The organism is Lancefieldella sp. (assembly GCF_057237245.1).
Window position 1 is genome coordinate 43,423 of sequence record NZ_DBHHJM010000007.1, and the last position, 18,532, is coordinate 61,954.

15 protein-coding genes, 1 tRNA gene and 1 riboswitch are annotated in these 18,532 nt (G+C 49.1%); of the genes, 3 read left to right on the top strand and 13 right to left on the bottom strand.

The genetic code is table 11. The features are described from left to right. Positions 1 to 440 precede the first annotated feature (440 nt). From rplT to ACO5GU_RS06085, 13 genes are all read right to left on the bottom strand, one after another. Positions 441 to 800, bottom strand: coding sequence for a 50S ribosomal protein L20 (gene rplT, locus ACO5GU_RS06025; RefSeq protein ID WP_035428088.1), 360 nt, complete (start codon positions 798 to 800; stop codon positions 441 to 443). A gap of 41 nt (positions 801 to 841) precedes the next feature. Further along, positions 842 to 1,042: a 50S ribosomal protein L35 gene (rpmI, locus tag ACO5GU_RS06030; protein WP_012808612.1), complete on the bottom strand. Its 201-nt coding sequence runs from the start codon at positions 1,040 to 1,042 to the stop codon at positions 842 to 844. Between the two features lies 1 nt (position 1,043). Then, positions 1,044 to 1,625, bottom strand: a complete 582-nt coding sequence (gene infC, locus ACO5GU_RS06035; protein WP_035428086.1) for a translation initiation factor IF-3 — start codon at positions 1,623 to 1,625, stop codon at positions 1,044 to 1,046. A gap of 248 nt (positions 1,626 to 1,873) precedes the next feature. Then, a tRNA-Leu gene (locus tag ACO5GU_RS06040) sits at positions 1,874 to 1,957 on the bottom strand. A 73-nt stretch (positions 1,958 to 2,030) separates the two neighbouring features. Continuing rightward, positions 2,031 to 2,804 (bottom strand): MBL fold metallo-hydrolase, encoded by a 774-nt coding sequence (locus tag ACO5GU_RS06045; RefSeq protein WP_484930424.1) that lies wholly within the window; start codon positions 2,802 to 2,804, stop codon positions 2,031 to 2,033. Next, positions 2,797 to 5,142 carry a RelA/SpoT family protein gene (locus ACO5GU_RS06050; RefSeq protein WP_484800896.1) on the bottom strand — a complete coding sequence of 782 codons (2,346 nt, stop codon included), beginning with the start codon at positions 5,140 to 5,142 and terminating at the stop codon, positions 2,797 to 2,799. Before ACO5GU_RS06050 ends, ACO5GU_RS06045 begins: the two co-directional genes overlap by 8 nt. Continuing rightward, on the bottom strand, positions 5,135 to 8,497 hold the full coding sequence (gene recJ / locus ACO5GU_RS06055) for a single-stranded-DNA-specific exonuclease RecJ (protein ID WP_484930425.1): 3,363 nt from the start codon (positions 8,495 to 8,497) through the stop codon (positions 5,135 to 5,137). The genes ACO5GU_RS06050 and recJ overlap by 8 nt, the downstream gene beginning before the upstream one ends. Positions 8,498 to 8,714: 217 nt before the next feature. Continuing rightward, the gene (tgt, locus tag ACO5GU_RS06060; protein ID WP_484824594.1) at positions 8,715 to 9,932 is read right to left on the bottom strand and encodes a tRNA guanosine(34) transglycosylase Tgt; all 1,218 of its coding nucleotides are present in this window, start codon (positions 9,930 to 9,932) and stop codon (positions 8,715 to 8,717) included. Between the two features lie 10 nt (positions 9,933 to 9,942). Then, the gene (gene dapD / locus ACO5GU_RS06065) at positions 9,943 to 10,644 is read right to left on the bottom strand and encodes a 2,3,4,5-tetrahydropyridine-2,6-dicarboxylate N-acetyltransferase (protein WP_484930426.1); all 702 of its coding nucleotides are present in this window, start codon (positions 10,642 to 10,644) and stop codon (positions 9,943 to 9,945) included. Positions 10,645 to 10,698: 54 nt separating this feature from the next. Further along, a complete protein-coding gene (gene dapB / locus ACO5GU_RS06070; RefSeq protein WP_484930427.1) occupies positions 10,699 to 11,415 on the bottom strand; it encodes a 4-hydroxy-tetrahydrodipicolinate reductase in 717 nt (238 codons plus the stop codon). Then, on the bottom strand, positions 11,408 to 12,301 hold the full coding sequence (gene dapA / locus ACO5GU_RS06075; protein ID WP_484930428.1) for a 4-hydroxy-tetrahydrodipicolinate synthase: 894 nt from the start codon (positions 12,299 to 12,301) through the stop codon (positions 11,408 to 11,410). The genes dapB and dapA overlap by 8 nt, the downstream gene beginning before the upstream one ends. A 15-nt stretch (positions 12,302 to 12,316) precedes the next feature. Then, positions 12,317 to 13,621, bottom strand: a complete 1,305-nt coding sequence (locus tag ACO5GU_RS06080) for a diaminopimelate decarboxylase family protein (RefSeq protein WP_484930429.1) — start codon at positions 13,619 to 13,621, stop codon at positions 12,317 to 12,319. Between the two features lie 31 nt (positions 13,622 to 13,652). Beyond that, positions 13,653 to 13,817: riboswitch (Lysine riboswitch) on the bottom strand. 32 nt (positions 13,818 to 13,849) lie between these two features. Continuing rightward, entirely contained in the window at positions 13,850 to 15,001 is a 1,152-nt protein-coding gene (locus ACO5GU_RS06085; protein ID WP_484930430.1) for a pyridoxal phosphate-dependent aminotransferase, read from the bottom strand. A gap of 77 nt (positions 15,002 to 15,078) precedes the next feature. On the opposite strand from ACO5GU_RS06085, the gene ACO5GU_RS06090 reads away from it, so the two are divergent. The 3 genes from ACO5GU_RS06090 (at position 15,079) to ACO5GU_RS06100 (ending at position 18,402) form a co-directional block, all read left to right on the top strand. Continuing rightward, a complete protein-coding gene (locus ACO5GU_RS06090) occupies positions 15,079 to 16,254 on the top strand; it encodes an endonuclease/exonuclease/phosphatase family protein (protein ID WP_484930431.1) in 1,176 nt (391 codons plus the stop codon). A 118-nt stretch (positions 16,255 to 16,372) separates the two neighbouring features. Then, positions 16,373 to 16,651 carry a type II toxin-antitoxin system RelB/DinJ family antitoxin gene (locus ACO5GU_RS06095; protein WP_035431761.1) on the top strand — a complete coding sequence of 93 codons (279 nt, stop codon included), beginning with the start codon at positions 16,373 to 16,375 and terminating at the stop codon, positions 16,649 to 16,651. A gap of 158 nt (positions 16,652 to 16,809) precedes the next feature. Then, positions 16,810 to 18,402 (top strand): DUF438 domain-containing protein, encoded by a 1,593-nt coding sequence (locus ACO5GU_RS06100; protein WP_484824588.1) that lies wholly within the window; start codon positions 16,810 to 16,812, stop codon positions 18,400 to 18,402. Positions 18,403 to 18,532: the final 130 nt, after the last annotated feature.

Here is an 18,532-nt window from a genome sequence, read left to right on the forward strand (position 1 = left end):
TTTCTCGCCAGGTGCGCCAACAACCAGCTCACGCGCCTAAAAAGTGCAAAGAATCTGTACTTTAGATACAGATTCTTTGACAAAATCAGGCAAATCCACAGTTTCTTTTGCATTTTTAGGCAAAATTTACAGATTCTTTGATGAATTCAGGCGCGTCAAAGATAGGCGCTTCGGCTCTAAATTTTGAGCCTGAAAACTGCATTATGTCTGAGCAAATTTACTCAGACATAGCGAGAAAAACCGGCAAAACCACTCAGACTTGGCGTGCTTTTCCAGCAAACGGCTCAGACATGGCGAGAAAATCAGGCTCGCCAGGACCTCAACGGAACACCATGGGCGCAACCAGTTTTTTGCCAAAAGAAAACCCCGCACATCCGGGATGTACGGGGTGTAGCTATCTAGCTGCGAAGAAATCGCTTGGCTGAAGCCTCAAACTGAGGTTACTCAGCGAGAGCCTTCTTAGCGATCTCTGCAAGATCTGCGAAGCCCTGCTCGTCAGAGTAAGCAATCTCTGCGAGAACCTTGCGGTCAAGCTCAACGCCAGCGAGCTTGAGGCCGTGCATGAACTTGCTGTAAGAAAGGTCGTTGATGCGTGCTGCAGCGTTGATACGCTGAATCCACAGTGCGCGGAAATCACGCTTCTTGTTACGACGGTCACGGTAAGCATACTGACCAGAATGCTGTGCCTGCTCCTTCATACCACGGAAGGTACGAGAGGAAGTTCCATAATAACCCTTTGTGCGCTCGACGAGCGTCTGACGCTTCTTGCGACCAGCAACTGCGCGCTTAACTCTTGCCATATCTAATCACTCCTTGTTATTTGATCTGGTGGGTGGCGCGCTTAGTTCTTAGCGCCCATACGCTGAGAAACTACTGCTGCATCGCCAGCGGAAAGAACAGCTTCTTTACGGAAGCCACGGATACGCTTCTGGGACTTCTTGGTAAGAATGTGGCTCTTAAAAGCCTTAGCACGCATAATCTTGCCAGTACCGGTGCGGCGGAAACGCTTAGCCGAACCCTTGTGCGTCTTCATCTTAGGCATACTACTTCTCCTCCTGTGTGGTGCCATCCTCAGCACCCTCGGGCTTCTCGTCAAACGCTCCCTTGATTGGAGCAACGAGCATGTGCATGTTACGGCCTTCAATGAGCGGTTTCTGCTCAATTGTGGCAAAAGGCTTCAAATCTTCAGCAAGGCGATCAAGTACAATACGGCCCTGCTCTGGGTGAGCCATCTCGCGTCCACGGAACATGATGGTGATCTTGACGCGTGCTCCCTTCTTGAGGAAGCGCAGTACGTGACCCTTCTTAGTCTCGTAATCGCCCACATCAATCTTTGGGCGGAACTTCATCTCTTTGACTTCGATCTTGACCTGGTTCTTGCGAGCTGCCTTGGCCTTGCGAGCCTGCTCATACTTGAACTTACTGTAATCAAGAATCTTGCATACAGGAGGCTCGGCATTTGGAGCAATCTCTACGAGATCAAGACCGTGCTCACGAGCTCTCTTCATTGCATCATTGACGCCAAAAAGACCAAGCTGACTACCATCAGCGTCAATCAGACGGCACGTGCGAGCAGTGATTTCCTCATTGATGCGAGGACCATCGTTCTTGGCTATCTTGTACACCTTCCCTCTTGGACAATTGCTTGTCCGCCAATAAAAAACCCAGTGCACAAGCAACTGGGAGACAATACGCACAGGTGGCGTGCGAAGGTTAAATTGTCTGACCAGACAGCTGCTTTTGCGCTGTGTAGGTGGGGACTCACGTTCAATCCCGCTTCAAAAGTACCTTGTAAGGTTACCTCTAACAAGAAAACATTACAAGTACCAAGTTAGATATGACGAGAAATTCACATCTAGCTTAAACTTTTAGCTGGTGCCCGAGGTGGGACTTGAACCCACACGAGTTTCCTCAAAGGTTTTTGAGACCTCCGCGTCTGCCATTCCGCCACTCGGGCTAAAAAGTTTGCATAGGTACTATACCGCACCTATGCAAATCTGTCTTGCTAAATCATCAAAGTTGTAGCTGATTTAATCCTGTAAGAATGGATTAGTTGCTAACTCTGCCTCTAAAGATGTTTGATTTCCATGTCCGGACAAGATGACAGATGTTGGATCAAGCTCAGTCTTGATGCGATTCAAAGAAGCCTTAAGGGTTTCAAAGTTGCCACCTGGCAGGTCAGTTCTTCCGGCAGAACCCTGGAAGAGTGTATCGCCTACAAAAACGGCGCCAGTAGCAGTTCCCTCACCCACCAAAACAATGCCGCCAGGAGTGTGACCAGGGGTTTCCATAATCTTGAACTGTGCAGTTCCAACAGAGAGAACATCTCCCTCGTGAAGAAAACCGTCTGGCTCTGGAGCATCATCATAAATCTCGTTTGAGTTATGAGCCCTCTTTGCAAGTTCATTATCTGCTTCGTTGATGAGGTACTGAGCACCAGGCACAGCAAGCTTCAAAGCCTTAACGCCGCCAACATGATCAGCATGGCCGTGAGTAGCAACAATGTACTTAAGCTCAAGGTTCAAGAGCTGTGCAGCAATCTCTGCACCCGATGCACCGGCATCAATAATCATGCACTCATTACCAGAAACGTAAATGTAGCAGTTGGTCTCAAGAGGACCTACTTTAAAGACGCCAATCTGGTCTTTTGCGTGATGGCAACCACCATGACCGTGATGGCCGCAGCAACCGCCATGACCGTGCTCACCGTGGCCATGCTCGCCATGATGACCGCAGCAGCCACCGTGTCCGTGCTCTTCCTCGTGATTATGACCGCAAGAGCAGCCCTCATTTTGATTAGCCATAGAGTCTCCTTCTCATCTGATTAGCGCCTTCACCTGGCATAATACGACGAGCGTCGTAGACAGAAGGCACGCGAGTTACAAATGCAAATAAGGTATCAAGCAAGCTGGTATCAGAGATAGAAACCAAGAAACGCATACGTACTACGCCCTGCTCGCCCACTTGTGTAGCAGCAGAAAGAATGTTTGCACCAGCGTCAGACAGCGCAACCGTGACGTCTTTAAGAAGGCCCATACGGTCCGTTGCCTCAACGACAATCTCTACCCTAAACTCAGTAGCGCCGCTGGCGTCCCAAGAAACAGGAATGATACGCTTTGGATCGTTGAGCAAGTCTTTAACGTTAGGGCAATTGGCGCGGTGAACAGAAACGCCACGACCGCGTGTAATGAAGCCCACAATATCGTCACCTGCAACAGGATTGCAGCAATGTGCAAGATGAACAAGCAAATCTGGATCGCCGTTTACCACAACGCCACAGTTAGACTTCTTGGGACGACTACCCTTGGCGGTACGAGAAATAACGTAGGAGCGAACCAAAGGCTGATCGTTTGCAATTGCCTTGTTCTTCTCCTGAAGGCGTGCCGCATTACGCTCTTGCTCAGTAACAACCTCGGGATTTTTCTCCTCTAAGATTTCACTCACGCGATTGACAACCTGCTTAGCAGACTGATTACCTGCACCAATACCCGCAAACAGATCATCTACACTGCGATAATCAAACTGCTCGGTGAGCTGATCAAGCGCCTTAACCGTACGTGTTGCGCTGATGCCATAGCCACGCTTGCGCAGCTCTTTTGCAAGCTCAGAACGGCCGCGTTCGGCATCGTCAGACTTGTTCTCTTGCGAGAAATACTTACGAATCTTTGCACGTGCAGACGGCGTCTTTACCAGCGTCATCCAGTCGCGAGAAGGACGAGCGTTTTTGTTAGTCAAAATCTCAATGCGGTCACCCATCTGAAGCGTATGCGTCAGTGGAACTACAGAGCCATTGACGCGCGCACCAACACAGTGATTACCAACCTCAGTGTGGACAGCGTAAGCAAAGTCCAGAGGTGTTGAATTGACGCGCAAGCTCATGACCTCACCTTTTGGCGTGAATACAAAAATCTCATGCTCAAAGAGGTCTACGCGCAGGTTATCCAAGAACTCGTGAGGATCGTCAATATCGTCTTCAACGGCCCAGTCAAGACTGCGGCGAATCCAGTTGATAGTTGAATCAATAAGCTTGTCTTCAGAGGACATCTTGCCTTTTGAATTGCCCTGCTCCTTATATAGCCAGTGAGCAGCAATACCGTACTCAGATGCCTCGTGCATCTCGGCGGTTCTAATCTGAATCTCAATAGGGCGTCCATCAGGACCAATAACTGTTGTGTGCAAAGACTGATAGAGATTTGCCTTTGGAGTTGCAATGTAGTCCTTAAAACGACCAGGCATTGGATGCCACAGTGCGTGAATAGCGCCAAGTGCCGAGTAGCAATCGCCTACGTTTTTAGTAATAACACGCAGAGCGATAAGATCGTAGATGTTGGAGAACTCTCTGCCCTTGCGGACCATCTTTTGATAGATGGACCACAGGTGCTTAGGACGTCCCGTAATCTGGAAGTCAGTAAGACCGGCAGCATTAAGCTCATCTGTCAGAGTCTTTTTAGCATTGTTGAGGTCATTCTCTCTTTGTGCACGAGAGTCAGAGACCATGCGAGCAACACGCTGGTACTCCTCTGGTTCAAGCCAGAAGAAGGACAAATCCTCAAGCTCCCACTTAACCGAAGAGATACCCAAGCGGTCAGCAAGTGGTGCATACACGTCCATGGTTTCTCGCGCCTTAAACAGGCGACGATCTGGTGGAAGTGCTGCTAACGTACGCATGTTATGAAGGCGGTCAGCCAGCTTGATGATAACAACGCGAATGTCTTTTGACATTGCAAGAAACATTTTGCGCAGGTTAAGGGCTTGTTTCTCGTCCATTGAGCTGACCTCAATAGATGTGAGTTTTGTGACGCCGTCAACAAGCTCTGCAACTGACTCGCCAAAGCGAGAAGAGATTTCGTCGAGTGAGGCAGACGTATCTTCTACGGTATCGTGCATAAGGGCAGCGCAGATGGTGTCTTCATCCATGTGAAGATCGTGCGCAAGAATAAGGGCTACTTCAACTGGGTGGTTGATATAGGGCTCGCCAGAACGACGACGCTGGTCTTTGTGATAGTCAGCAGCAAAGGCATATGCAGCAGCAATCTTTGCCTGAGCCTCCTCAGGCAGATACGTGCGCACAGCTCCCTCGAGCAGGCGGTAATTGTCTGCGCCTGGCGCCTTAGCTTCTTTTTTGGTCCTCTCGTCACTCATCAGAGGACTCCCTTCCCCCATCAAACGTTGAACCAATTTCTGGAACGATGGGTTTTGTTATAGCATCTGCCAGCTCTTCTGGTGAAGCAGAAAGTACCCACTGAGCAAATGATTCAAACTCAGCGTGCGCTTTAAGCCCCTCAGCGTAGCGTGCAGACTCCAGCAAGTCCATGTGCGAAGCTTGACTATTGACGGAAATTGTTCGCGTTTGATCAAATCCCTCAATGCTAATAAACCCCAGCTCAGCAAAAACGTCAAGTGCAACACGAACGGTTTGCTCGTCAGCCTTAGATCGTGGGTCAATTTCAAGCGCCATCTGCGCAATATCTTCATCGGTGAGCGTTGACCCATCTGCAGGTGCGCCTAGCTTTGGCTGCAGTGCGGTAAGGGCGCGATAGACCGCTACCAGGGCTTCTCGCTGTGGTGCATGAGAAGAAAGAATGCGCTCGTTCACACGCATATCATGTGCATCAAATAGCATCTGGATTACAGAAGGCTTACCGTCTCTACCTGCACGTCCGCTCATCTGATTGAACGCAACACGACCAAACGGCAGGTGATACAGGATAACCTGACGAATATCGGAGATGTTGACGCCCTCGCCAAACGCACTTGTTGCCATGATGCAGCAAACGTCTCCACGTCTAAAGGCGCGCTCAACGTTCTTGCGTATCTGAGGCGTCAGACCTGCGTGGTAAAACGCAATCTTGTGACCAAGCTCTGGAATGCGATGGCGCAGCATACGCGTCAAAGCCTGCGCCTGCTCTCTTGAATTGACGTAGACAACCGTTTTTGTGCCGTCAGACACAAGGGAAAGCAGCGCACATTCCCTGTCTTTTGCACCGCGAAGGTCCTTGAGTTCAAGGTTAGTGCGAGCAGTTTTGTCTTTGTATACGTGTTCCGCTTCTATAGAGAGAAGCTCACAGATATGCTGAGCTGCCTGTGTGGTAGCCGTAGCTGTTGTAGCAAGTACCTGCGGACTTCCAAGCATCTTTAGCACCTGCGGCATTTGCGCATACGCAAGCCTGCCCTCAGAAGCATTCATGCCCACGTGATGTGCCTCGTCAAACACTACAAACGAGATGTTCTGCGCTGCAGCAAATTGATCAACGTGGAGCGAGAAGAACTCTGGGGTAGTCAGCACAATATCAAGCTCATTGTTTGCCATACGAGCAAACAGGTCTTCTCGGCTGGTAAGGTCTGTTTCTCCGTTGAGCACCTCAACAGAGATTCCCAAAGGCTCAAAGGTGTTTTTCATGCTTTGGACCTGGTCATTAATAAGGGCACGCAACGGGTAGACAAACACGCTCATCTTGTGTTGCAGAAGCGCAACGCGAGCAGCGTGAACCTGGAAAATAAGCGATTTACCTCTGCCTGTTGCCATGACAGAGAGGCAAGATGTTCCTTGAGAAAGAACTTCTAGCGTTTTCTTCTGTAGAGGCAAAAGCTCTCTTGAGCCAATCATGGAAGTAACCAGGGTCTGCGTGAGCTCCTCAGAAGACAGGTTCTCCAGCTCTTGGCGCCTTTGCTGCGCTTGCTCTTGAGACGTCTGATCAGCCTCTGCTGTCTCTTTGGTAACCACAAGTGGCAGGTCAGCAGCGCTGCCGAGAAGATCTGCTTCAATGGGGCCGTCATCTTCATCGGTAAAGTCTCTGTAGAGAATATCTCTGACCATGAGTTTTGGCTTGGTTCTACCCTGCCAGGTCTCGTTAACTGCCTCAAAAATCAAATCAACAGCACCGTCATACTCAGCTGCCGCCTCAACGTGAGGCGTCCTGAACATAATGGATGAAATTGAGGAGATACCGTTTGAAGCCATAAAGCAAAGGTGAGCGCCGCCTGCGCCAACGCGTGAGCGATTCTTCATCACCACACCCTTGACGCCAAAGAGCGGCTTTTTGTTGCCCTGACCAAAAGGCTGCAATGCCTCAAGCGCATCAATGGAGTTGATAGTAATCTCGTCAAGGTTTACTAGAGCTGTTACTTCTCCTGAAGACTCAAACTCTTCTTCTGGAAGCTCTGCCATGACCTCGGATAAACGCTTTCTAAATGCGTCAATCTTTGCTGTTTCTACTGTTACGCCAACAGCTCCTTGGTGACCACCAAAACGGACCGTAAGATCTGCGCACTGCTCAACCGCGTGGAACAAGTCAACAGAACCAACAGAGCGGCCAGAACCGCGGGCTACACCGTCTTGGATGGTAAACAGAATGCAAGGCACGTGATAGCGATTAACAATTCTTGAGGCAACAATGCCCTTAACGCCCTCATGCCAACCCTCTTTGGCAAGCACAATAGCGTGACCGCCGTCATAGATTTCTTTTGCCTGCTCAAGGGCCTCATCTGTGAGTTTTGCCTCAATAGCGCGACGCTCAGCATTAATCTCTTCTAGTTTGCCAGCAAGAATGGTTGCCTCTTCCGCGTCTTCTGTAAGGAGAAGATCAAGGGCAATATCAGTAGTGCCCATGCGTCCCGCTGCATTAAGACGAGGGATAATAGAGAAGGGCAGATTATCTGCAGAAATCTGAGCAATATCTTGACCAGCGACAGCTGCAAGAGCTACAAGACCTGGACGAAGACCTTTCTGGAGACGCTTAACACCTTCAGAAACCAGTGCACGATTCTCTTTGTTGAGCATCATCATGTCAGACAGTGTGCCCAACATAGCAACATCAATGTAATCAAGCCACAGTTGAGGTTGACCAAGAAGCTGCCCTAAAACCTGAACCAGCTTAAGAGCAACACCCGCACCAGCAAGTTCTCTGGAAGGGCAATCCTCAACAAGCTTTGGATCAGTTACTGGAACACCCTGGGGCACCAAATCTGCAGGCTCATGGTGATCGGTGACAACAACATTAATCCCCTGCTGTAAAAGCCAAGCAACTTCTTGAGCAGCAGCAATGCCGTTATCTACCGTAATAATTAAATCTGGCTTTCTATCTTGCAAAACTCTTGCAAGAGCCTCTTTAGAGAGTCCGTATCCCTCACCAAAACGATGCGGAATATACGGCAAAACATCTGCTCCCAATCGACGTAAAGCCAGGGTAAGCAAACACGTTGAACTCATTCCATCAACATCAAAATCACCAAAAACGGCAATCTTTTTATGCTCAACAATTGCCTTATGAACGCGGGCGGCAACCTCAGCCATTCCAGGAATACACTGTGGATCAAGCCAATCCCTTTGCAAGGATGGCGAGAGAAACTCTTGAGCTGCGGCTACATCAGTAAATCCACGTGCTACTAATACACGAGCAACAAGTGAAGTAACGTGCAATTCTTTTTTAAACAGCGACTCTAGATATACGTCTTGTGTAAGAACACTCCAACGAGTGCTTTTCTCGATGCCGGGCATCATGTCCTCTTTTCTGTGGCGGCAGAGCCAGCCAGGGGCACCTCGGGCGCCCGCGAATGTTTATCTCTTTTATTCTACCCGTGTCACCGGACAAAAAATGACTAGCCCACAAATTAGTGAGCTAGTCATAAAAAATTTAAATCAAAGTTGCTTGCGCGGAGCTATCAAGATTTCTTGCACAGCGCTATCAAGAAGACGGGTTTCTCGCCAGGCGAACTTAAAAATCAACCACGCCGTCAGAGTTTTCCCACTCCTCAACAAAATCACTGTAGGTACCTGCAAGAATTGCTTCTCGTGCCTGACGCATCAGCTCAAGCAAGAAGTAAATATTGTGCATAGAAAGCAGCTGACCGCCCAGCATCTCGTGCTGTTTAACCAGGTGGTTGATGTACGCGCGAGAATATCCACCCGTACAGACAGGACAGGTGCACTGAGCATCAATAGGGCCTGCATCTGCAAAGTACTTTGCGTTCTTAAGGTTCATGCGGCCCTCGTGAGAAAACGCGGTGCCCATACGAGCGGTGCGCGTTGGAAGCACGCAGTCAAACATATCAATGCCACAAGCAACACCGCGGATAAGCGTGGATGGATTGCCAACACCCATCAGATAACGAGGCTTATTGCGAGGCATGTAATCGGCGCAAAGTGGCGCCAACGTCTCAAACATGACCTCGTGAGGCTCTCCAACAGAATAGCCACCAATGCCATAACCGGGGAAATCACCAATGGACTCAAGGTGCTCAATGGAGCGCCTGCGCAAATCAAGGTGCATGCCGCCTTGAACAATGCCAAAGAGCGCCTGATCAGGACGGGTATGAGCCTTAAAGCACCTTTCGGCCCATGCGCTTGAAAGCTCAACTCCGCGCTCAACTTTTCTGCGCTCGGCAGGATAGCCTACGCACTGATCAAGCTGCATAACAATATCTGCACCAAGGTTCTGCGCAATCTGCATATTAGTTTCTGGCGTCCAGTACGACCATGCGCCGTCGTAATCTACTGCACGAAATTTAACGCCCTCGTCAGAGAGCTTCATGAACTCCTCGTGACTAAAGACCTGGAATCCGCCTGAATCCGTCAGAATTGGTCCATGCCACTGCATAAAGTCATGCAAGCCACCCATCTGTGCAACCAGCTCATCTCCTGGGCGCTGAGACAGATGGTACGTATTTGCCAGAATAATTTTGGCGCCAAGGTCACGGACGGTATCGGTCATCAAACCTTTAACGGTTGCCTTAGTACCAACCGGCATAAAAATAGGCGTTGGAATATCACCATGAGGCGTATGGAAGATGCCGGCGCGTGCATGCGTCTTAGGATCTTCGGCGAGAAGTTCGTAGGTAAACCAAGAATCTTCTTTTTTCTCTGCCCAATTTTCTGTGTGTACGCAGGAAATGTTGGTGGTAAAACCCTGTGCTTTTTTGGAGCCGTCTGGCATGTAACCTCGATTACAACGTGCGGAGAGCATCAACCAAAGCTGTCTTGCCCTCTGTTTTCTGGTCCTTCATTTTTATCACACGTGCAGGACATCCCGCTACCACGGCGTTTGATGGAACGTCCTCAACTACTACAGCACCTGCTGCGACAACAGCGCCCTCTCCAACACGAATACCCTCGATAACCACGGAATTTGCGCCAATAAGGACGTTATCCTCAACAATAACTGGCGTAGCAGATGCAGGCTCAACAACACCAGCAAGAACAGTGCCGGCACCAATGTGGCAGTTCTTACCAACGGTTGCACGTCCACCCAGAACAGCGCCCATGTCAATCATGGTGCCCTCACCAATAACAGCACCAATATTAATAACAGCGCCCATCATAATGACGGCATTGTTGCCAATCTCAACGCGCTCACGAATCAGTGCACCTGGCTCAATACGTGCGTTTACGTCCTTCATGTTCAGTAGAGGAACACCGGAGTTTCGACGGTCATTCTCGATATCAAAATACTCAAAGGCATCCGCATTCTGCTCAACAACACTCTTGAGCTCGGACCAATCGCCAAAGACTACCTTTGAGGTACTCTCACCATACACGCGAGAAGAGCCGTAAGACACAGAAGCACCCTCACGCTCTTTGACGAAGAGCTTAATAGGGGTCTTCTTCTCTGAAGTAGCAATGTAGTTAATAATTTCCTGGGCGTCCATGCGCGTCCTTTCCTAATCAAACAGGTGCTGACCTATAGAGGCCAGCACATGCGGTTATCCAAAAATCAACTCTTCAAAGGTATAAAAACCTGGAGCCTTTGTAAGTAATTTCTCAGCGCATGCAACGGCACCGTTCACAAAAATCTGACGAGACGTTGCGCGATGAATCAGGCAAACTTCCTCATCCTGTCCAAAGAAATGCACCTCATGAGTGCCGGCCACCGTGCCGCCTCTCAGGGCAAACACGCCAATCTCGTCTTTGGTGCGAGCTCCACAGAAACCCTCGCGACCAGAAACTACCGGACGTATTCCCTCTGGATCAATAGCAGCGAGCAGCAGCTTTGCTGTACCGGACGGAGCGTCAACCTTCTGGTTGTGGTGCGTCTCCACAATCTCGGTATCCCAGCCGTCAAGCGCCTCAGCAGCCATAGCTACCGCGCGCCTCAACACAGCAACGCCCACCGAATAGTTTGCCGCATGAATCACCGGCACGCTCTCCCCCAGCTGCTTCAGCTCTGAAAGCTGCTCTGGCGAGAAACCCGTGGTACCAGAAACCAGCGCACACCCGCGCTCACGCACAAAGCCGACAACAGCCTCAAAAGCAGCAACGCCAGAGAAATCCACAACCACATCAGGCGTCTGCGCAACGGAGCTTAGCTGATTGATATTCTCGTGACCAAACGCACCAAGTACCTCAAAACCGTGAGCAATCAGGGTTTGCTCAATGAGCTTTCCCATCTTGCCGGTACCAATTACTACTGCACTAGGCATCAAGAAGACCAGCCTTTCTCATAGCGTTTTCAAGCACCTCGGCGTGCTCATCAGTCATCTTCCACAAAGGTAGACGATAATTTTCTTCCATAAATCCCATACGAGCCAGAGCGGCCTTAACAGGAATTGGATTAACCTCGCAGAAGAGGGCGTGCACCAGGTCAAGATACTGAAGCTGGAGCTCGCGAGCAAGAGAGACCTCTCCGCGGTGCCATGCAACTACCAGGTCATGAACCATCTTTGGATCAAGGTTAGACCAAACAGAAATAACACCAGAAGCGCCAAGAGAAAGTAGCGGCACAATCATGTCGTCATTTCCAGACCACATAGTAAAGTCATCGCTCAAATAACGAGCAACCTTTGTTGCGTATGCAATATCTCCAGAAGCCTCTTTAATGCCCCATGCATTTGGATGTGCCGCAAGCCTCTGAACATTGCGCTCAGAAATTGAGCAGCCCGTTCTACCAGGAATGTTATACAAAATACAAGGAACATCAACGCGGTCTAGTACATACGAGAAGTGCTGGTAGATGCCCTCTTCGTTACTCTTGTTGTAGTAAGGAGTAATCAGAAGCAGACCATCAACACCTGCCTTCTCTAGAGCCTCTGCTTTGCGTAAAGACTCAGCAGAAGAGTTGGAGCCAGCACCGCCAATAACAGGAACTTTGCCCTGAGCTCTGGCAAGGATTGCCTTAACTACCTCGATGTCCTCCTCATCTGTCATGGTTGAGGACTCGCCGGTAGTACCAAGAGCGAGAATACCGTCAATTCCCTGCTCAATCTGGAAGTCTACAAAGCGCTCAAGTGCCTCGAAGTCAACATTTCCCTGAGCATCAAATGGGGTTACTAAAGCGGTGATTGCACCAGTCAAATTCTTCATGTCCATAGTTTTTCTCGCCCTCTAACGTGTGGTGTTTGTAGTTGTTTGTTGTGCAAGATCTGAAAAGTCTGAGCCGTCAAATGCAAGCGTTGCAAAGTAATCGGCTTCTGTCTCAGCGCGGCGAATAAGCTGCACGGATCCGTCTTCTAGAAGCAGCAGCTCAGCGGAGCGCAGACGGCCGTTGTAGTTATAGCCCATCGAGAAACCATGAGCGCCTGTATCATGGATGAACAAGAGGTCACCCACAGTCACCTCTGGAAGCTGGCGATTCTTAGCAAACTGGTCGTTATTCTCGCAAAGTCCGCCCACAACGTTGTACGTATGTGTTGCAGGGACATCCTCTTTGCCCATAACGGTAATGTGGTGATAGGCATCGTAGATTGCAGGACGCATAAGGTTTGCCGCACACGCGTCTACGCCTAGGTAGTGGCGGTACGTCTCTTTTTGGTGCAAAACGCGGGTAACAAGCGCACCAGCGGGACCTAAAAGCCAACGTCCAAGCTCAGTGTAAATAGCAACGTCTCCCATACCTTCGGGAACTAGAACCTCTTCAAAGGCCCGCTTTACACCCTGACCAATGGCCAAGACGTCAGGCTCAACCTGGTCTGACTCATACGCCACACCAATGCCACCAGAAAGATCAATAAATCCAATATGAATATCAAGTTCTTTGTGCAACTTAACAGCCAGCTTAAAGAGGACGCGCGCGAGGTTTGGATAGTAATCTTCCTCTTGAGCGTTACTAGCCAAGAATGCATGAAGGCCAAACTCAGTCACGCCTTTGGTCTTAAGATACGCAAACGTCTGGAAAAGCTGCTCTTCTGTCATGCCAAACTTAGCATCATCGGGATTTCCAATAATGCCGTTTTGCGACTCAAACACGCCACCAGGATTAAGGCGTGCGCACATGACCTGAGGCATGTTGCTTCCCACTGCTTCTTCAAGCGTTGTAAGCATGTCGCCGCCAGCGTCTAAGTTAATAATGGCTCCCAGCTCATGAGCGCGAGCAAAGTCAAGCACCGTAGTGTCATTTGACGAGAGCATAATGTTTTGGCCGGTAACTCCACAGGCTTTTGCAAGGGTGAGCTCTGTGGCATTTGCACAGTCACAGCCACAGCCAAGCTCTGCCAGCAATCTCACAATGTAAGGATTTGGCGTAGCCTTAACCGCAAAGTACTCTTTAAAACCAGCGTTCCAGCTAAAAGCCTCTTGTAAAAGCTTTGCTCGACGAACAATCTCTGCCTTGTTATACAGATGAAATGGCGTTGGATACGTCGTAGTGATTGCCTCTAGGGCATCTACAGAAACAAACGGTTTCTTACTCAAAGCTCCCCCTCAAATTGGGGGCGCAATACACCGTCAAAGTAGCACCCCCGAAATCTCGGACAGTCTTGCATGTATTTCATACAAGCCCACCTGACAACCACGCCTGATTGCCAAGTTCGGCGAACCTCGCCTCCTTCTGGGGTCACTGCCTGCCGGCTAACCCAGAACCCATCGTGCTCGCTCCTCTATTGACAGTAAAACCCTACCACAGAAAGCTCTGTATTTGGGCTAGTTTTGTTCTTCTCGCAAAGTATTAACAAAAGTCTTAAGGCGAGAAAGACCTTCTGTCAGATTCTTGTCTGAGGCAGCGTAACTAATACGCACATAGCCCTCAGCGCCGAAGAAAACGCCAGGCACCAGTGCAATACCAAACTCCTTGATTGCTCGCTCACAAAACGCCTCAGAATCAAGGGCAAATTCCTTGATTGATGGGAATGCGTAGAAGGCTCCTTCTGGCTCTTCAACAGGAAGTTTCATGTCTTCAAGTGCAGAAAGCACAATCTGCCTGCGCTTTTGATAGTTTGTGCGCATAGGCGTGACATCGTAAGAAAGTGCATAGAGAGCAGCTGGCTGCAAAAATGAAGGAACAGAAGACACTAGCTGGGCGTGAACCTTTCCAATATCTGTCGCAAGCTCATCAGAGGTAGCAACCCAGCCAAGTCTCCAACCCGTCATTGCCCATGGCTTTGAGAAACTATTTGTCACAATGCAGCGATCAGCTAAGTCTGGATAGAGCTCAACAAAACGTGGAACGTCCTCAACATAGGCAAGCTCTCTATAAACGTCATCACACATCACATAAAAGCCGTGTTCACGGGCAAGATTAGCTACCGCATCAAGTGACTCTTTTGTATAAACACATCCAGTAGGATTGTTAGGAGAAGTCAAAACAATAAGCTTTGTCTTGTCTGAAATTTTTGACTTGAGCTGCTCTGGATCAATCTGGAAATGATTGGTGCTGGTATCAAGCGGCACAACCACACCGCGATTAAGCTGACAGAGTGTTCTGTATACCAAATACGCTGGTTCAGGAATGATAACTTCATCTCCTGGATTCATGAGGGTCAGCATAGTTGCAGAAATGGCTTCCGCAGCTCCCACGGTAACTACAATGCCGTCTGGGCCTACCTTCATACCACGAGCAGACTCCCAGGCAGCAATGGCCTCCCTAAGTTCAAGAGTACCAACGTTGGGTGGATAATGCGTGTTTCCAGCTGCAAGTTCTCTGTCTACTAAGTTGCAAATAGGAGCTGGAGTGTCTTCTCCCGGCTCTCCAATAGTTAAAGAAATACATCCTGGTGTTGCAGCAGCAAGTGCCGAGAAACGCCTGATACCAGAGGGTTTGAAAAGCTCTAGTGTTGTATTTCTTGATAGCGACATACAAACTCCTCAAAGTAATTTCAATCCATAATAGTTATTATTTAAATCATACGACACTTGATTGATACGAGGTTCGCATGAAAAGAGTTTTATCTCTTGGCCTTAAGTTTATTATTGGCCTTCTAAAAAGGGTTCTTGCACCACTTTTCAAATTTGTAGGCGGGCTTTTTGTTCTAGCTTTACTGGTTCTTGGTGGATATGCCCTCTACCTGCAGCTTAATTACTATCGCATTCCTGACAATACTCCCGTATCCAATCAAGGTGCCTCTCCTGAAACTACAACCGTACAGGTAGGCCAAACCTACACAGCTTCAACCTACAACATTGGCTTTGGTGCTTACACCCCTGATTACACCTTCTTTATGGATGAAGGCATCATGCAGGATGGCACGCGCACCGTAGGAACTCACGGCCGTGCTGTCAGCAGAAACTCCGTGCTTTACACCACAAACGGTGCCCTGAACACCGTTTCTTCTCTGAATGGTGGTACAGCTCCTGACTTTATTCTTTTCCAAGAGATTGATACTTCATCTGACAGAAGTTGGCATGTGAATCAAGTTTCTGAAGCAGAGAGCCGCTTTGGATCCTACGCATCATATTTTGCTCAGAACTTCCACACCGCATTTCTCGCCTATCCACTCACAGAGTTCCACGGAACCTCTAACTCTGGAATTCTGACGCTTTCAAACGTACTTGCTTCAAGCGCGACTCGTCGTACCTACCCCATTGACGAGTCGTTCCCAACAAAATTCTTTGACCTAGACCGTTGCTTTATGATTACACGCTACCCTACCAGCGATGGTCATGAGCTGGTACTTATTAACAGCCACATGTCTGCTTATGACAAAGGTGGCACCAGTCGCGCGCAGCAGCTTGCACTTCTGACCAAAATAATGTCTGAGGAGCGCGCTAAGGGCAATTACGTTATTGCGGGTGGCGACTGGAACCATGCCATTTTGGGCTCGCTTACACTCTATCCTTCTGTTCAGCAGATACCAGATTGGGTAGCAGAACTCAAAGATTCTGATTTGCCAGAAGGTTTTAGCGTTGTAGCTCCAGACAACCTTACCGACGTTCCTACCTGCCGCGGAGATGACATTCCATACGAGAAGGACAAGACATACACCACCACAGTTGATGGCTGGATTGTCTCGGATAACGTTGTTGCAACCGCCAGAAACATTGACACGCAATTTGCCTATTCTGATCACAATCCGGTTCTGCTGTCATTTACCCTAAAGAGCACAGAATAGGGTTATCTTCCCTTCGATATATTCATATTATGTGCGTGTTGTACCTATAATACGCACATAATTATTGACTTCACAGTCTTTATCTTGTATAACAAAACTACAAGAAAGGCGGGTAATCATGGCAAAAGTAAGCACAAATATAAATTTGGATCCAACCCTTAAAAAGAATGCTCAGGAGCTTCTCAGAGATTTAGGTATGGATCTTACTACTGCTATTACCATTTTTCTTCGTCAGACTGTTCGTGAGCAGGGAATCCCTTTTGAAATCAAGCGAGAAATTCCTAATGCTCAAACTATAGAGGCTCTTAATGAATACACCAACATGAAAGAGCATCCAGAAAATTACAAGCACTATGCCTCATTCTCCGACGCAATGTCGGAGGTCCTAGATGCTTGAAATCTTTTAGAACCGGTTCTCATTCTGATCTCTTTTAAAACTAAAGAATAATTTCTGTTTTGTTGTAACCACAACAAAAGCCATATGGAAGTCCTGTCACACTTTGGGTATAAAGTAAGCCATAGTAGACTTTCTAAACTTATCCGAGAGGAGCCCGTATGGCACAGGTTCTTGATTTAAGCAAATCCGTTTATGAGATTTGCACTAAGTATCCCGTTATTAAAGGCCTCATGGCAGAAAACGGCTTTGCCGAGATTACCGAGCCAGGCCGTCTGCAGACCATGGGACGCTTTATGACCATCCCTAAAGGTTGCGACCACAAAGGCGTAGACCTTGAGGAGCTCAAAGCAATCTTCCGCTCTCACGGCTTTACCATTCTTGGTGATGAGGAGCCTGCAGCAGCAGAAACCCCAGCTGACGAGAAACCCGCAGAGGCAGAGAATGCACCTATCGCGCAGACTCCTGAGGAGCGCAAAGCTCTTATCGCCCAGTACCTTGAGCGCCTCAATGACGGCGAGGACATCGAGGCTGTTCGCGAGGACTTTACCCGTAACTTCAAGGATGTTTCTGGCACAGAGATTTCTAACGCTGAACAGGAGCTCATTGCTGGCGGCGTTCCTATGGAGAAGGTCCTCAAGCTCTGTGACGTTCATGCCGCTCTCTTTGAAGGCAAGGTCTCTTGCGCACCAACAGGTGCTGTTGAAGAGACCCCTGGCCATCCTGTTTGGACCATGCGCCAAGAGAACGACCGCATTCTTGCCTTTATCCACGACCGCGTTGCTCCAGATGTGAAGCGTGCTCGTACGCTTACTGAGTCTTCCAGCAACGAAGAGTGCGCTGGTGTTGCAGCAATTCTAAAGGCTGATATGGACGCCTTTGACGAGGTCTTTGTTCACTACAAGCGCAAGGAAGAGCTGCTCTTCCCTCACCTTGAGCGCCACGATATCACCGGTCCTTCAAAGGTTATGTGGGGTAAGGACGACGAGGTAAGAAATGCCGTTAACGGTGCAGAGGCTCTGCTCGAGACTGCATACGGCCAGTATGATGCAGGCCTTATGGCAGCCGTTGCTGACTATCTAGATGAGGCTATTGAGGGTGCTGAGTCCATGGCATCCAAGGAAGAAAACGTCCTCATTCCACTTTCCCTTGAGCACCTAACCGCCACCCAGTGGACTCAGATTGCTGCTGAAGAGAACGAGTTTGGCCACGCATTTGGCGTCAACCCTCCTTCATGGCACGCAGATCCTCTTGAGCTTGCAAACGACAAGCTCAAAGAGATGGAAGCTGCTGCCGCTATGGACGAGAAGGGCGCTGAGGCAGAAGAGGAAGCAATTTCTGCTGACGGCAAGGTTAAGCTCTCTACCGGCGAGTTCACCATTCCGCAGCTTGAGGCTGTCTTTGCAACCATTCCGCTCGACATTACCTTTGTTGATGCAGACGACAAGACTCGCTACTTCAGCCACGGCGACACCCGTGCTTTTCCTCGTCCTAAGAGCTGCCTTGGCCGCGACGTATATGACTGCCATCCACCAAAGAGCCAGGAAGCTGTTCGTCGCATCCTCACCGAGTTCAGGAGCGGTCGTAGCGACTCCTCCGAGTTCTGGTTTGAGGTAAGAGATAAGTTCCTCTACGTCCGTTACTTTGCTGTTCGCGATGAAGAGGGTAACTACCTGGGTGCTCTTGAGACCACGCAGGACATCGGACCAATCCGTGCTCTTGAGGGCGAGAACCGCAGGGGCTCCGACAGCTAAGATTTTATGCACGTAAAATAACGCATGAAAAGCGTAAGCAAAACGCATGCATGAAGGTTTTTACCTTTCAAAAATTTTGTACGACTTGGTAGGCGATGTGTCCTTTTTAAGGCACATCGCCTACACTATT

Coding starts and splice junctions, on each gene's coding strand:
- rplT (WP_035428088.1), bottom strand. CDS start 800: ATGGCAAGAGTTAAGCGCGCAGTTGCTGGTCGCAAGAAGCGTCAGACG.
- rpmI (WP_012808612.1), bottom strand. CDS start 1,042: ATGCCTAAGATGAAGACGCACAAGGGTTCGGCTAAGCGTTTCCGCCGC.
- ACO5GU_RS06045 (WP_484930424.1), bottom strand. CDS start 2,804: ATGGCTAATCAAAATGAGGGCTGCTCTTGCGGTCATAATCACGAGGAA.
- ACO5GU_RS06050 (WP_484800896.1), bottom strand. CDS start 5,142: ATGAGTGACGAGAGGACCAAAAAAGAAGCTAAGGCGCCAGGCGCAGAC.
- recJ (WP_484930425.1), bottom strand. CDS start 8,497: ATGCCCGGCATCGAGAAAAGCACTCGTTGGAGTGTTCTTACACAAGAC.
- tgt (WP_484824594.1), bottom strand. CDS start 9,932: ATGCCAGACGGCTCCAAAAAAGCACAGGGTTTTACCACCAACATTTCC.
- dapD (WP_484930426.1), bottom strand. CDS start 10,644: ATGGACGCCCAGGAAATTATTAACTACATTGCTACTTCAGAGAAGAAG.
- dapB (WP_484930427.1), bottom strand. CDS start 11,415: ATGCCTAGTGCAGTAGTAATTGGTACCGGCAAGATGGGAAAGCTCATT.
- dapA (WP_484930428.1), bottom strand. CDS start 12,301: ATGGACATGAAGAATTTGACTGGTGCAATCACCGCTTTAGTAACCCCA.
- ACO5GU_RS06085 (WP_484930430.1), bottom strand. CDS start 15,001: ATGTCGCTATCAAGAAATACAACACTAGAGCTTTTCAAACCCTCTGGT.
- ACO5GU_RS06090 (WP_484930431.1), top strand. CDS start 15,079: ATGAAAAGAGTTTTATCTCTTGGCCTTAAGTTTATTATTGGCCTTCTA.
- ACO5GU_RS06095 (WP_035431761.1), top strand. CDS start 16,373: ATGGCAAAAGTAAGCACAAATATAAATTTGGATCCAACCCTTAAAAAG.
- ACO5GU_RS06100 (WP_484824588.1), top strand. CDS start 16,810: ATGGCACAGGTTCTTGATTTAAGCAAATCCGTTTATGAGATTTGCACT.